The following is a 14,550-nucleotide window of genomic DNA, read 5'->3' as shown; positions in this document are numbered from 1 at the left end:
CGGCCCGCCGGCCGTTCGTCAACAACCAACAAGCAAGAAAGAGTGGGAAGACGCCGTGGCACAGGACGTGCTCACCGACCTCACCAAGGTCCGCAATATCGGCATCATGGCGCACATCGATGCCGGTAAGACGACGACGACCGAGCGCATCCTCTACTACACCGGTATCAGCTACAAGATCGGTGAGGTGCACGACGGTGCCGCCACGATGGACTGGATGGAGCAGGAGCAGGAGCGGGGTATCACCATTACCTCGGCCGCTACCACCTGTTTCTGGGACGGCAACCAGATCAACATCATCGACACCCCCGGGCACGTCGACTTCACCGTCGAGGTGGAGCGCAGCCTGCGGGTTCTCGATGGCGCCGTAGCCGTCTTCGACGGCAAGGAAGGCGTTGAGCCGCAGTCCGAGCAGGTCTGGCGTCAGGCCGACAAGTACGACGTGCCGCGCATCTGCTTCGTCAACAAGATGGACAAGATCGGTGCGGACTTCTACTTCACCGTGCGCACCATCGAGGAGCGCCTCGGCGCCCGCGCGCTGCCGATCCAGCTGCCCATCGGTTCCGAGGGTGGCTTCGAGGGCATCGTCGACCTGGTCGAGATGAAGGCCAAGGTCTGGCGTGGCGAGACCAAGCTCGGCGAGACCTACGAGACCATCGACATCCCGGCCGAATACGCCGAGAAGGCCGACGAGTACCGCACCAAGCTGCTCGAGACGGTCGCCGAGACCGACGAGGCTCTGCTCGAGAAGTACTTCGGTGGCGAAGAGCTCACGATCGACGAGATCAAGGGCGCGATCCGCAAGATGGTCGTCAACTCCGAGATCTACCCGGTGTTGTGCGGCAGTGCGTTCAAGAACAAGGGCGTTCAGCCCATGCTCGACGCCGTCATCGACTACCTGCCCTCGCCCCTGGACGTCGAGTCCGTGACCGGCCACGTGCCGGGCAAGGAAGACGAACTGGTCACCCGCAAGCCGTCCACCTCGGAGCCGTTCTCGGCGCTGGCGTTCAAGGTTGCGACCCACCCGTTCTTCGGCAAGCTCACCTACGTCCGGGTGTACTCCGGCAAGGTCGACTCCGGCGCCCAGGTCATCAACGCGACCAAGGGCAAGAAGGAGCGTCTGGGCAAGCTGTTCCAGATGCACTCCAACAAGGAGAACCCAGTCGAGACGGCCGCCGCCGGCCACATCTACGCGGTCATCGGACTCAAGGACACCACCACCGGTGACACCCTGAGCGACCCGCAGCAGCAGGTCGTGCTCGAGTCGATGACCTTCCCCGATCCCGTGATCGAGGTGGCCATCGAGCCCAAGACGAAGAGTGACCAGGAAAAGCTGTCCCTGGCCATTCAGAAGCTGGCCGAGGAAGACCCGACGTTCAAGGTCCACCAGGACAACGAGACCGGCCAGACCGTCATCGGCGGCATGGGCGAGCTTCACCTCGACATCCTGGTCGACCGCATGCGTCGCGAGTTCAAGGTCGAGGCCAACGTCGGCAAGCCGCAGGTCGCCTACAAGGAGACCATCAAGCGCAAGGTCGAAAAGGTCGAGTTCACCCACAAGAAGCAGACGGGTGGCTCCGGCCAGTTCGCCAAGGTGCTCGTCAGCATCGAGCCCTTCACCGGTGAAGACGGCGCGACCTACGAGTTCGAGAACAAGGTCAGCGGCGGTCGCATCCCGCGCGAGTACATTCCGTCGGTCGACGCCGGTGCGCAGGACGCCATGCAGTACGGCGTGCTGGCGGGCTACCCGCTGGTGAACGTCAAGCTGATCCTGCTCGACGGCGCATACCACGACGTCGACTCCTCCGAGATGGCGTTCAAGATCGCCGGCTCCCAGGTGCTGAAGAAGGCTGCGGCGCAAGCACAGCCGACCATTCTCGAGCCCGTCATGGCCGTCGAGGTCACCACGCCCGAGGACTACATGGGTGAAGTGATCGGCGACCTCAACTCCCGCCGTGGTCAGATTCAAGCCATGGAGGAGCGCAGTGGGGCCCGCGTCGTGCGGGCTACTGTGCCACTGTCGGAGATGTTCGGTTACGTCGGAGACCTTCGGTCGAAGACCCAGGGCCGGGCGAACTACTCCATGGTGTTCGACTCGTACGCCGAAGTTCCGGCGAACGTGTCGAAGGAGATCATCGCGAAGGCGACCGGTCAGTAACCGGTAGCCTCGCGGCGACCACACAACTGAAAACAGCTACACCATTTACCAAGCATCATCGAAGTCCAGGAGGACACAGAAGTGGCGAAGGCGAAGTTCGAGCGGACCAAGCCGCACGTCAACATCGGGACCATCGGTCACGTTGACCACGGCAAGACCACGTTGACTGCAGCAATCACCAAGGTTCTGCACGACAAGTACCCGGCGTTGAACGAATCGCGCGCATTCGATCAGATCGACAATGCACCCGAAGAGCGCGAGCGCGGCATCACCATCAACATCTCGCATGTTGAGTACCAGACCGAGAAGCGTCACTACGCACACGTCGACGCCCCCGGTCACGCTGACTACATCAAGAACATGATCACCGGTGCCGCCCAGATGGACGGTGCGATCCTCGTGGTCGCCGCGACCGACGGCCCCATGCCCCAGACGAAGGAGCACGTGCTGCTCGCCCGTCAGGTCGGCGTGCCCTACATCCTGGTCGCGCTGAACAAGGCCGACATGGTCGAAGACGAGGAGCTCCTCGAGCTCGTCGAAATGGAGGTCCGCGAACTGCTGGCCGCCCAGGACTTCGACGAGGAAGCCCCGGTCATCCAGGTCTCGGCTCTCAAGGCGCTCGAAGGCGACGAGAAGTGGGTCAAGTCCGTCGAGGACCTCATGGACGCCGTCGACGAGTCGATCCCGGACCCGGTCCGTGAGACCGACAAGCCCTTCCTCATGCCCGTCGAGGACGTCTTCACGATCACCGGTCGTGGCACCGTCGTCACCGGTCGTGTCGAGCGTGGCGTGATCAACGTCAACGAAGAGGTCGAGATCGTCGGCATCCGTCCGACGGTCACCAAGACCACCGTCACCGGTGTCGAGATGTTCCGCAAGCTGCTGGATCAGGGCATGGCGGGCGACAACGTCGGCCTGCTGGTCCGTGGCGTCAAGCGTGAGGACGTCGAGCGTGGCCAGGTCGTGGTCAAGCCCGGCACCACCACGCCGCACACCGAGTTCGAGGGCAGCGTCTACATCCTGTCCAAGGAAGAAGGCGGCCGTCACAAGCCGTTCCTGTCGAACTACCGTCCGCAGTTCTACTTCCGCACCACGGACGTGACGGGCGTCGTCACCCTCCCCGAGGGCACCGACATCGTCATGCCCGGCGACAACGTCGACATCGCCGTCAAGCTGATCCAGCCGGTCGCGATGGACGAGGGTCTGCGGTTCGCGATCCGCGAGGGCGGCAAGACCGTCGGCGCAGGACGCGTTACCAAGATCATCAAGTGATCTGAATCTAGTCGCAAAGCGGCGCTCATCCGAAAGGGTGGGCGCCGCTTTCGTGTTCGCACCCTGCGCATGTTCGTCCCCGTCGCTCCGCTCGCCCCAGAAGCCCGTCCCCGTCGCTTCGCTCGCCCCAGAAGCCCGTCCCCGTCGCTTCGCTCGCCCCAGAGGTCGTGGCATGTGCTGCGATTTCCCCGTGGTCTGGCACGATGAGCGGACTGAGCTGGTCAATCGACAAAGGGTGGTGCGGGTTGTCCGTGATCAACGTGCGTGCGTTCACCGATCTCGGTCTGGTGCGCAAACGCAACGAAGATGCCATCCTGGTCGCCGGATGGCTCAGCCAGACGCGCGAAGGATCGCTCGTCACAATGGATTTCGCACCCACCGCACCGTTCACGTGTGCCGTTGCCGACGGCATGGGCGGCCATGCGGGAGGCGATCTGGCCAGCCGGGTGGCCTTGACGGTCATCTCCGAGCGGTCGGTGGACTGGCGCACCTCGGCCGACATCGCCGACACCCTCGTCGAGACCAGCGAGCAGGTGCGTGCGGTCGGAGTGGACGCCGACCTGCAGGGACTGGGGACGACGGTTGCCGGCCTGTGCCTGCTCGACGAGGGCGTCGTCATCTTCAACGTCGGTGACAGCCCGGTCTTCTCGATCACCGACGGTGTGCTGTCTCAAATCTCGATCGACGACTCGGTGTTCGACACGAACGGGCGGCCGACGAACATCATCACCCAGTCGCTCGGCCAGATCCCGCCGGTGCAGCCACACCTTGAGGTGCGTCCGCTCGAGGCGGGGACGTATCTGCTGTGTTCGGACGGGGTCAGCGGGGTGATGTCACCCGAGGAGCTGCGGGAGGCCGTCAAGGAGCCCGACCTCGACGAGTTGGCCGCCACCATCATCGAAACCACCCGTCGCAACGGCGCCCACGACAACTTCTCCTTCCTCATCGTCGAGATTCCGGAACTGCCCTCCGCGAGCTAGTCTGACCCCACGAAACGGCCCAGCCGAGACGAGGGGTGGCGATGGTGGGGCGATACGTGAAGGCGCAGCTCTTGGTGCTGCTGTGCGGCGGGATCGTCGGCCCGATCTTCCTCGGGGTGTACTTCACGATCGGCCGGGGCATGTTCGCCGATTCCATGCGGTGGATGTTCTGGACCGGTCTGCTGATCACCGCGGTCGACGTGCTGGTCGCCATCGCGCTGGCCAGTTATGGTGCCCGGTCAGCAGCGAAGACCCAAATGCTGGAAGCCAACGGGGTATTGGCGCTCGCCCAGGTCACGGCCATCGGGGAGACCGGCACCCGGATCAACGACCAACCGCTGGTGACGATCGGGCTACACGTCGAGGGACCGGGGTTGCGCCCCTTCGACGTCAAGGACAAGGTCATCGCCTCGGTGACGCGACTCCCTCTCATCACCGGCCGAAAGTTGGTGGTGCTCGTCGACCCCGCCACCAACGAGTACCAGATCGACTGGAACCGAAGCGCTTTGGTGGGTGGCATGATGCCCGCCGAGTTCACGCTCGCCGAGGACGGGGACCGCACCTACGACCTGTCCGGTCAGGCAGGACCGCTGATGGAGATCATGCAGATCCTCAAGTCCAACGGGGTGCCGATGAACGGCACCATCGACATTCGCTCGAACCCGGTGGTCCGCCAGCAGGTGATGAACGTGGTCAGGCGGGCCGCCGCGCAACGGGTTCCCCCCGCGGCGCACATGGCCACTCCACCGGTCGACCCGGCCGCGCCCTACGTGCCACCGGCGCCGCCCCCGCCGTCGACCGCGCAGCGCCTGCAGGAACTGGAGACCCTGCGTGCCATGGGCACCATCTCCGAATCGGAGTACACCACCAAGCGGTAGCAGATCATCGCCGAACTCTGACCCGTTCTAGAACACGTTCCAGTTTGGCTGCTAGCCTGCACCTGGCACCGTGAATGGTCGACGAAGGGTCGGTTGATGGCATTGACACTCGAGGGACGCATCGCATTCGTCACCGGCGCGGCACGCGGTCAGGGTCGGGCTCACGCCGTCCGCCTGGCCAACGAAGGCGCCGACATCGTCGCCGTCGACGTGTGTGGGCCCGTGTCGGACACAATCACCTATCCGCCCGCCACGTCGGAGGACCTCGCCGAGACCGCCAGCGCCGTCGAGGCGACGGGCCGCAAGGTGCTCGCCCGCGAAGTCGACGTCCGCGACCTCGCCGCCCAGCAGCAGGTGGTCGCCGACACGATCGAACAGTTCGGCCGGCTCGACGTCGTCGTGGCCAACGCCGGCGTACTCAGCTGGGGCCGGATGTTCGAAATGTCGGAAGAGCAGTGGGACAGCGTCATCGACGTCAACCTCAACGGCACGTGGCGCACCATCCGAGCCACCGTGCCCGCCATGATCGAGGCGGGCAACGGCGGATCGATCATCGTCGTCAGCTCGTCGGCCGGACTCAAGGCCACCCCGGGCAACAGCCACTACGCCGCGTCCAAGCACGGGCTCGTCGCCATCACCAACTCGCTGGCACTCGAGGTGGGGGAGTACGGCATCCGGGTGAACTCGATTCACCCGTACTCCATCGACACTCCGATGGTCGAGCCCGAGGCGATGATGGAGATCTTCGGCAAGTACCCGACCTACATCCACAGCTTCTCGCCGATGCCGTTCCACCCCGTCAACCACGAGGGCAAGAAGGGTCTACAGGAATTCATGACGGCCGAAGAGGTTTCGGACGTGGTGACGTGGCTGGCGAGTGACGCGTCGGCCACCATCTCCGGATCGCAGATCGCCGTCGACCGCGGCACCATGAAGTACTGAGCTGACGACGTTCCCGATCGGCGACCGGGGCTAATTCGGCAGGACCAGAACGGGAACAGGGCTGTGGCGCACGATCTTCGTGCCCTTCGACCCCAGGAACACCCGGGCGATCGGACCCTGCGGCGACGTGCCGATGGCGAGCAGGTCGCCGTCGTCCCACTCCGGCGCGTCCAGCGCCTGATCCCAGCCGTTGCCCGTCACCACTTGGAGCGTGACGTCGTCACCGACCACACCGTTGGTCTTCAACGCCGCCAACGCCTCCCGCGACGCCAGCGCCCAGGACTGCAGGATCGACGTCTCGGCGTCCAGCCCGACCTCCGGCGGATACATCGTGCGGCCGCGCACCGCAAAGGTGATGACGCGCAACGGAATCTGAAGCTGCTCGGCGAGGGCGGCGCAGCGTTGCACGACGTGCAACGAGTCGGCGGTACCGGGATAGGCCGCGGTAATCCGGGTCACCCCGTGCGACTTGGAGCCGCGATAGCCGCGCGGGCAGATGGCCAGCGGCACCGGTGACGAGTGCAGCAGGCGGTCGGCCGTCGACCCGACCACGACCTGCCCCAGGCTTCCGTCCGACGCCGAACCCAGCACCAGCGCTTCGGCCTTCAAGTCCGCGACCGCCTGCAGCAAGCCGCCGGGCGCGGACCGGTGCGCGTACTTGTGGAAGCTGACCTCGAGGGTGTCGTCGAGCGCCGAGATGCACTCCTTGGCCTGAGTCGCCGCGTCGGCGGCCAGTTTGTCGGCGTACTGCGCGTACTCGGCGTCGATGCGCGCCGGCGACGGCGTGGTCCACGGCTTGGGCACCACGGTGACGACCGACAGTGACGTCTTGAGGGTTCGCGCCGCCTCCACCCCGAGGTTGAGCGCGGACGTCCCGGCCTTGCCGGCCAGGTAGCCGACGACGACGGTCATGCGCGGTCCGCCTTCGCTTCTCGCTGGGAAGTCATGCGCGGTCCGCCTTCGCTTCTCGCCGGAAAGTCATGCGCCGTCCTTGTCCCTCGGCGCCACGATCTGAACGTCGTCCACCCCGGAGCCCGCCGTCGCGATCGCGCCGTCCCCGCCGTCGTTGAGCGCGCTGTGGTGTCGACCCCAGAGCAGGTAATACCCCCAGACGACCAGCACCCAGGCGCTGAACGCGATCCACGTGTACCAATGCAGGCTGTACAGGATGTAGCCGCACGCCAGGATCGAGAGGACAGGCGTCACCGGGTACAGCGGGACCTTGAACCCGCGGGGCAGATCGGGCTCGCGGCGCCGCAGGATGATCACGCCGAGGGACACCACGATGAACGCGGTCAGGGTGCCGATCGACACCATGTCGGCGAGCTTGTCCAGGGGGACGAAACCGGCCAGGATCGACACCACGATCGCCACGACGATGGTGTTGTTCACCGGCGTCATGCTCTTCGGGTTGACTTTGGCGAACATCGACGGCAGCAGCCCGTCGCGGCCCATCGCGAACAGGATGCGGGTCTGGCCGTACATCGTGACGAGGGTGACCGAGAAGATCGAGATGACCGCGCCTGCCGCGAGCACGGTGCTCCAGACGCTCAGCCCGGTGACGTCGTCGAGGATCTGCGCGAGCCCGGCTTCCTGGCCCTCGAAGCCCGTCCAGTCCTGGGCGCCCAACGCGGCGAACGTCACCAGGAGGTAGATACCGGTGACGATCAGCAGCGCGGCGATGATGGCGCGCGGCATGGTCTTCTGCGGATCCTTTACTTCGTCGCCCGCGGTCGAGACGGCGTCGAGGCCGATGTAGGAGAAGAAGATGGTGCCGGCCGCGAGCCCGACGGCCGCGGTGCCCATCGGTGCGAAGTTGGCGAAGTGGTCGGTGGTGAAGCCGGTGAACGCGATGACGGAGAACATCGCCAGCACGCCGAGCTTGATGAGCACCATGATGGTGTTGGCCCGGGCCGACTCCGAGGCGCCACGGATCAGCAGCAGCATGCACATCACGACGAGGACGATGGCGGGCAGGTTGACGATCCCGGGGTCGTCGTCCCACGGCGCCGCCGTGATCGCGTGCGGCAGGCTGACGCCGAAGAGGTTCTGCAGCAACTTGTTCAGGTATTGGCTCCAGCCGACGGCGACCGCGGCGGTCGACACCCCGTACTCCAGCAGCAGACAGGCTGCCACGCCCATGGCGACGAATTCACCGAGCGTCGTGTAGGCGTAGGAGTACGTCGACCCGGAAACCGGTACCGCCGAGGCCATTTCGGCGTAGCAGATGGCAGCCAGGCCGGCGGCGACACCGGCCAGCACGAACGACAGGAGCACGGCCGGTCCCGCCTCGGGGACCGCCTCGGACAGGACGAAGAAGATGCCGGTGCCGACGGTGGCGCCCACGCCGAACATGGTCAGCTGGAAGACGCCGATGGTGCGTTTGAGTTCCTGGGAGGCACCATGCGCGACGGGTGCACCCGCAATGGGGCGGCGCCGCAGCATCTGTTCGGTCAAGCTAACCGTCGGTGAAGGTGATGCCATGGTGCCTCCTCGGCAGGCGTCAAGCGGTGGTGGCCGTTGGTGATGCGAGGGCGTCGGTCAGAACGGTGGCGAACTGGTCGACGGCCCAGTCGATCTCCTCCTCCGTGATGACGATGGGCGGGGCGAACCTCAGGGTTGAACCGTGCGTGTCCTTTACGAGAACACCGAGTGCGGCCAACCGCAAGCTGACGGACTTCCCGGTGCCGATCCGCGGGTCCACGTCGACGCCCGCCCACAGCCCCATGCCACGGACGGCCAGCACGCCGTGGCCGACGAGGCCGCGCAGCCGAGCGTGCAGACGCTGGCCGAGTTCGGCCGAGCGCGACTGATATTCGCCGCGGGCGAGCATCGCCACCACGGTGGTGCCGATGGCAGTGGCCAACGGATTACCGCCGAACGTCGAGCCGTGCTCGCCGGGGTGCAGCACGCCGAGCACGTCGCGGTTGGCCACGACCGCCGACAGCGGGACGACGCCGCCGCCGAGGGCCTTGCCGAGAAGGTAGACGTCGGGCACGACGCCCCAGTGGTCGCACGCGAAGGTGCGACCCGTGCGGGCCAGACCGGCCTGAATCTCGTCGGCGATCATCAGGACGTTGCGTTCGGTGCACAGCGCGCGGACCCGCGGCAGGTAGTCGTCGGCCGGCACGATGATGCCCGCCTCGCCCTGGATGGGCTCCAACAGCACCGCGACGGTGTGCTCGTCGATCGCGGCGGCCAGGGCGTCGGCGTCACCGAAGGGCACGGCGCGGAAGCCCGGCGTGTACGGCCCGAAGCCGCGGCGGGCGGTCTCGTCGTCGGAGAAGCTGATGATGGTGGTGGTGCGACCGTGGAAGTTGTTGTGCGCCACGATGATGTTGGACTGATCGGTGGGCACGCCCTTGACGTCGGTGCCCCACTTGCGGGCCACCTTGAGCCCGCTCTCGACGGCCTCGGCCCCGCTGTTCATCGGCAGCACCATGTCCTTGCCGCACAGCTCGGCGAGTGCGGCGCAGAACGGTCCGAGCCGGTCGGAGTGAAATGCCCGGCTGACCAGGGTGACGGTGTCGAGCTGGGCGTGCGCCGTCGCGACCACCTCGGGGTTGCGGTGACCGAAGTTGACCGCCGAGTACGCGGCCAGGCAGTCCAGGTAGCGGCGGCCCTCGACGTCGGTGATCCAGGCCCCCTCGGCGGACGCGGCGACGACGGGAAGCGGCGAGTAGTTGTGCGCCGCGTAGTGGTCGTCGAGCGCGATCGCCGCCTCGGTGAGCGCTCCCGGTTCGGTCATGACGGTCTCCAGAATGGTCACGAGTACACCTCCAGCGTGCAGCATTTGACGGATCCGCCACCCTTGAACAACTCGGACAGGTCGACGCCGATCGGTTCGAAGCCGATGTCGGCGATCTGGTCGGCGAAGCCGGTGGCGTTGGCAGGCAGCACGACGTGCTTACCGTCGGAGACGACGTTGAGGCCCAGGACGTAGGCATCGGACGAGGCCACCTCGAGGGCGTCGGGGAACAGGCGCCGCAACGTCGTGCGGGCGTCGTCGGAGAAGGCGGGCGGGTAGTACGCGACCGTGGTGTCGTCGAGCACCGCGAGCGCGGTGTCGAGGTGATAGAAGCGTGGGTCGACCAATTCCAGGCTGACGACGGGCAGGCCGGTGAGGTCGGCGACTTCGGCGTGGGCGCGGTGGTCGGTGCGAAAGCCGTAGCCAGCCAGGATCGTCGAGCCGACGACCAGCAGGTCGCCCTGGCCCTCGTTGACGTGGTGGGTCCGGTGCGGCTCGAATCCGCGGCTGCTCATCCAGTCGGCGTAGGCGGCGGCCTCGCCGGCGCGCTGAGGGTAGGCGAAGCGCGCGACGATCGCGGTGCCGTCGACGACCAGTCCGCCGTTGGCGGCGTAGACCATGTCGGGCAGCCCCGCCACGGGTTCGACCGTCTCGACGGTGTGCCCCAGCGTGCGGTAGGTCGAGCGCAGCTGATCCCACTGGCGGACCGCCAGGGCAGCGTCGACGGGGGTCGACGTGTCCATCCACGGGTTGATCGCGTACTCCACGGCGAAGAAGGTCGGTGCGGTCATGGCGTAACGCCGTAGTCGTGGCGTGCGGACTCGGGGCGTCGCGGGGGCGACGCCGGACGCCGGACTACCGGCGAAATCTGCGATCGTCATGAAAGAGACGATATGGCGGACCTCCTGCGCAATCAATCGCCACTCATTGCGTATTGGTGCACACTTCGTTGTGTCAAAGCTAGAATTGCAACGATCCGTTGTTTCGAGTGAAGGCGAGGCGCCGTGGACCGGCTGGACCAGACCGATGAACGCATCCTGGCGGAGTTGGCCGACCACGCCCGCGCGACCTTCGCCGAGATCGGGCAGCGGGTGAACTTGTCCGCTCCCGCGGTGAAGCGACGCGTCGACCGGATGCTCGACGACGGGGTGATCCGCAGCTTCACCACCGTCGTCGACCGCAACGCAATCGGTTGGAACACCGAGGCTTACGTGCAGGTGTTCTGTCACGGCACGATCGCACCGGCGGAGCTTCGCCAGGCGTGGATAGGCATTCCCGAGGTGGTGAGCGCCGCCACCGTCACGGGCACGGCAGACGCCATCCTGCACGTGCTGGCGCGCGACATGCGCCACCTCGAGGAAGCCCTGGAACGCATCCGGGCGAGCGCCGACATCGAGCGCAGCGAAAGCATCGTCGTGCTGTCCAACATCATCGAGCGGGCGCCCGTCTGACCCCGGCCGCCCATGGGTGATGCACTACCGAACCGGCCCATCGTGTAAGAAAAGCCCCGTGACTACTACTGGGGGCATCGTCATCGTCGGTGGCGGACTCGCCGCGCTGCGCACCGCCGAACAGCTGCGCCGTGCCGAATACACCGGCCCGATCACCCTCATCAGCGACGAAGACCACCTGCCCTACGACCGGCCACCGCTGTCGAAGGAGGTGCTGCGCGCCGAGACCGACGACGTCACACTCAAGCCCGCCGCGTTCTACGAGGAGAAGGACATCGCCGTCCGGCTCGGATCGGGCGCGACGAGCCTGGACACCGCGGCCCAGACGGTCACCCTGGCCAGCGGCGAGGTCGTGTCCTACGACGAACTGGTCATCGCAACGGGATTGGTGCCCAAGAGGATTCCGTCGTTCCCCGACCTCGAGGGCGTCCGCGTGCTGCGGACCCTCGGCGAGAGTCTGGCCCTGCGCGAACACGCCGGCTCGGCCCGCAACGCCGTCGTCATCGGCGCCGGGTTCATCGGGTGCGAGGTCGCGGCGAGCCTGCGTGCTCTCGGCGTCCACGTCGTGCTCGTCGAGCCGCAGCCCACGCCGTTGGCCTCGGTGCTCGGCGAGCAGATCGGTCGACTGGTCGAGCGGCTGCACCGGTCCGAGGGCGTGGACGTGCGGTGCGGTATTGGAGTCACCGAGATAAAGGGCACCGGCCACGTGGAGAAGGTCGTGCTGTCGGATGGCACCGAGCTCGACGCCGACGTCGTCGTGGTCGGCGTCGGGTCCCGGCCCTCGACCGACTGGCTGCAGGGCAGCGGGGTCGCCGTGGACAACGGCGTGATTTGTGACGTCGCCGGCCGCACCAGCGCACCGAAGGTATGGGCGATCGGAGACGTCGCTTCCTGGCGGGATGCTCTGGGACAACAAGTGCGCGTTGAGCATTGGAGCAACGTCGCCGAACAGGCCCGCGCGATCGTGCCCGCGATGCTCGGTGTCGAGCCCACGTCCGCGGTGACCGTGCCCTACTTCTGGAGCGACCAGTACGACGTCAAGATCCAGTGTCTCGGCGAGCCGGAGGCCGACGACGTGGTGCACCTCGTCGCCGACGACGGCCGCAAGTTCCTGGCCTATTACGAACGGGACGGCGCGGTCGTCGGCGTGGTGGGCGGCGGCATGCCGGGCAAGGTGATGAAGGCCCGCGCCAAGATCGCCGCGGGCGCCCCCATCGCCGACGTCCTCACGTGATTTTGGCGTGATCGGTCGCGCTGGGCGCGACCGATCACGCCGAAATCGCTAGTGCTGGCCGAGGTAGAAGCGCACCCCCTGGTCGTCGGTGCACAGCGCCGACATGCCGTAGGACTGCGCGGTCGGCTCCTCGAGGACGGTGCCACCGGCTTCCCGGACCCGCGTCACCGCGGACTCGACGTCGGCGACGGTCCACATCGGCACGGTCGCCGGCTCGGTGCTGCCACCCGCGACGCCGACCATCGGATGCACCGACCGGGGTTCCCACCCGTCCTCGATCCGGCCGGGTTCGAAGCTCCACCCCAACACCCGGCCGTAGAAGCTACGGAAGCTCGTCGAGTCGGCCACCTGGAAGGTGACGTACGAGAGTTCGCCTGGGCCTGTGCCATTCAGCGCCGGCCGTGGATCGTCACCGGCGGGCTGGTACACCGCGAACGCCGTGCCGGACGGATCGGTTGCGTCGACCGTCGGCCCGTGGGGGGTCTGCGAGACCGTGCCGGCCTCGCCGCCGGCGTCCAAGATCGCCTGCCGCGCGGCAGCCACGTCGGTCACCGCGTAGCAGCAGAACAACGTCGGCGGGCCGGACATGGCGACGATGCCGACGGGCCGGTCGGTGTTGGTGACCCGGCGGGATGCGGCGTCGTACCGCCAGCCCAGCACGTGACCGTAGAAGGCCGCCGACCGCTCGGGGTCCTGCGTCCACACCGACACGTAGCCGATGTCGCCGTGGCGGATCGGACTCACCGCTCCGGTGACGGGTCCGCTCAACATCCACCGGTGACCGAAGGGGTCGACGACGGTGGCGTTGCGGGAGCCGTGGCCCTCGTAGGTCTCGCGTTCGACGTGGGCGCCGCGGTCGCGTGCGCGCGCCAGCGCGGCGTCGGTGTCGGCGACGTGCAGCATCAGGCTCACCGAGACCGATTGCGGCGCTGGGGCCTTCAAGCCCAGCTCGGGGAATTCGTCGGCCAGGTACAGCACACCGCCGTCGATCGCGAGTTCGGCGTGCCCGATCCGGCCGTCGTCCATCACGATTGGATCGCCCACCGGGACGGCACCGAAGGCGTCGGCGTACCACGCGATGGCGTCGCGGGCGCCGGCGACGGCGAGGTACGGCAGCGCGGCGGGTCGGGGTGCGACGGGCGCTAGGGCGGTCAGCTCGGCGATGGCGGTGTCGGTGCCGCTCATGGTGACTCCTTCGGTTCGATTGGGCAGGGAGAGAGCCGATTCCAGGCGGGCACGCAGGCGGACCGCGAAGGCCGGATCGGGGGGCACCGGAAGGTCGTCGCCACGCAGCACGGTCAGCGGATCGTGGTCGTCGGTCATGGCGCACCCCCTTCCGGATAGTTCGACTTGAAGGCGCGGCGGGCCCGCACCAGCAGGGCTTCGGTGGCATGCACCGTGCGGCCGATCAGCTCGGCGCACTCGGGCACCGACCGGTCGTCCAGGTATCGCAGGGCCAGCACCACCCGGTGGTGTTCGGGCAGTCTGGCCAAGACGCTCTCGGCCACGATGCGGTCGAGTTCGGCGTCCCAGTCGTCGGCGGGGTCGACCGGCTCGGGCACCTCGGCCACCGGGACGGTGAACCTGTCGTGCCGTCGCCGGTAGTGGTCGGCCAGCTTGTGCCGGGCGACGCCGATCAACCACGCGACCGTCATCGGCGGTGGCGAGTCGCGCCTCGCGGCGTCCATCGCCGCCAGGAACGTCTCCGACGTCAGGTCCTCGGCCACGCCGCGGTCACCGCAGCGTCGGATGAAGTACCCGTAGACCGCGGGCAGGGCCTCGTCGTAGAGCGCAAGCAGCGCACGGGGCGCGTCCTGGGCCTGCGATTCGGCTCTCACACCCTCATCGTCGCCGTTGCGGCCCGAACTCCGACGCTCATTCTCGTGA

The 14,550-nt window shown here is 67.1% G+C and carries 13 protein-coding genes; 7 read left to right on the top strand and 6 right to left on the bottom strand.

Annotation, left to right across the window (positions count from 1 at the left end; all coding sequences use genetic code 11):
* Positions 1-55 precede the first annotated feature (55 nt).
* The 5 genes from fusA to H7J06_RS01760 all read left to right on the top strand — a co-directional run bounded on the left by fusA (position 56) and on the right by H7J06_RS01760 (position 6,230).
* Positions 56-2,158, top strand: coding sequence for an elongation factor G (fusA, locus tag H7J06_RS01780; protein WP_264036427.1), 2,103 nt, complete (start codon positions 56-58; stop codon positions 2,156-2,158).
* Positions 2,159-2,239: 81 nt separating this feature from the next.
* Complete coding sequence (gene tuf, locus H7J06_RS01775) at positions 2,240-3,430, top strand: elongation factor Tu (RefSeq protein WP_264036425.1); 1,191 nt, start codon at positions 2,240-2,242, stop codon at positions 3,428-3,430.
* Positions 3,431-3,681: 251 nt separating this feature from the next.
* Positions 3,682-4,410 carry a PP2C family protein-serine/threonine phosphatase gene (locus tag H7J06_RS01770; RefSeq protein WP_264036424.1) on the top strand — a complete coding sequence of 243 codons (729 nt, stop codon included), beginning with the start codon at positions 3,682-3,684 and terminating at the stop codon, positions 4,408-4,410.
* 41 nt (positions 4,411-4,451) lie between these two features.
* The gene (locus H7J06_RS01765) at positions 4,452-5,288 is read left to right on the top strand and encodes an SHOCT domain-containing protein (RefSeq protein WP_264036422.1); all 837 of its coding nucleotides are present in this window, start codon (positions 4,452-4,454) and stop codon (positions 5,286-5,288) included.
* A 96-nt stretch (positions 5,289-5,384) separates the two neighbouring features.
* Positions 5,385-6,230 (top strand): mycofactocin-coupled SDR family oxidoreductase, encoded by an 846-nt coding sequence (locus tag H7J06_RS01760; RefSeq protein ID WP_264036420.1) that lies wholly within the window; start codon positions 5,385-5,387, stop codon positions 6,228-6,230.
* Between the two features lie 30 nt (positions 6,231-6,260).
* Here H7J06_RS01760 and H7J06_RS01755 read toward each other — a convergent pair whose 3' ends face one another.
* From H7J06_RS01755 to ddaH, 4 genes are all read right to left on the bottom strand, one after another.
* A complete protein-coding gene (locus H7J06_RS01755; RefSeq protein ID WP_264036417.1) occupies positions 6,261-7,142 on the bottom strand; it encodes a universal stress protein in 882 nt (293 codons plus the stop codon).
* Positions 7,143-7,208: 66 nt separating this feature from the next.
* Positions 7,209-8,714 carry an amino acid permease gene (locus H7J06_RS01750; protein WP_264036415.1) on the bottom strand — a complete coding sequence of 502 codons (1,506 nt, stop codon included), beginning with the start codon at positions 8,712-8,714 and terminating at the stop codon, positions 7,209-7,211.
* A gap of 19 nt (positions 8,715-8,733) precedes the next feature.
* Entirely contained in the window at positions 8,734-9,978 is a 1,245-nt protein-coding gene (gene rocD, locus H7J06_RS01745; RefSeq protein WP_264036604.1) for an ornithine--oxo-acid transaminase, read from the bottom strand.
* A gap of 17 nt (positions 9,979-9,995) precedes the next feature.
* A complete protein-coding gene (ddaH, locus tag H7J06_RS01740) occupies positions 9,996-10,859 on the bottom strand; it encodes a dimethylargininase (protein ID WP_264036413.1) in 864 nt (287 codons plus the stop codon).
* 123 nt (positions 10,860-10,982) lie between these two features.
* On the opposite strand from ddaH, the gene H7J06_RS01735 reads away from it, so the two are divergent.
* Complete coding sequence (locus H7J06_RS01735) at positions 10,983-11,429, top strand: Rv2324 family transcriptional regulator (protein ID WP_264036411.1); 447 nt, start codon at positions 10,983-10,985, stop codon at positions 11,427-11,429.
* Positions 11,430-11,448: 19 nt separating this feature from the next.
* Positions 11,449-12,663 (top strand): NAD(P)/FAD-dependent oxidoreductase, encoded by a 1,215-nt coding sequence (locus H7J06_RS01730; protein ID WP_264036409.1) that lies wholly within the window; start codon positions 11,449-11,451, stop codon positions 12,661-12,663.
* Between the two features lie 48 nt (positions 12,664-12,711).
* On the opposite strand, the gene H7J06_RS01725 is transcribed toward H7J06_RS01730, so the two are convergent.
* Together H7J06_RS01725 and H7J06_RS01720 are read right to left on the bottom strand one after the other, a co-directional pair.
* Positions 12,712-13,986 (bottom strand): VOC family protein, encoded by a 1,275-nt coding sequence (locus H7J06_RS01725; protein ID WP_264036406.1) that lies wholly within the window; start codon positions 13,984-13,986, stop codon positions 12,712-12,714.
* Entirely contained in the window at positions 13,983-14,501 is a 519-nt protein-coding gene (locus H7J06_RS01720) for an RNA polymerase sigma factor (RefSeq protein ID WP_264036404.1), read from the bottom strand. The genes H7J06_RS01725 and H7J06_RS01720 overlap by 4 nt, the downstream gene beginning before the upstream one ends.
* Between the last annotated feature and the right edge of the window lie 49 nt (positions 14,502-14,550).

Origin of the sequence: Mycolicibacterium hodleri (assembly GCF_025822245.1) — a bacterium.
Classification (GTDB): domain Bacteria; phylum Actinomycetota; class Actinomycetes; order Mycobacteriales; family Mycobacteriaceae; genus Mycobacterium; species Mycobacterium hodleri.
The sequence above is the reverse complement of the archived record's forward strand: the minus strand, read 5'-3'. Positions and strand labels throughout refer to the sequence as shown.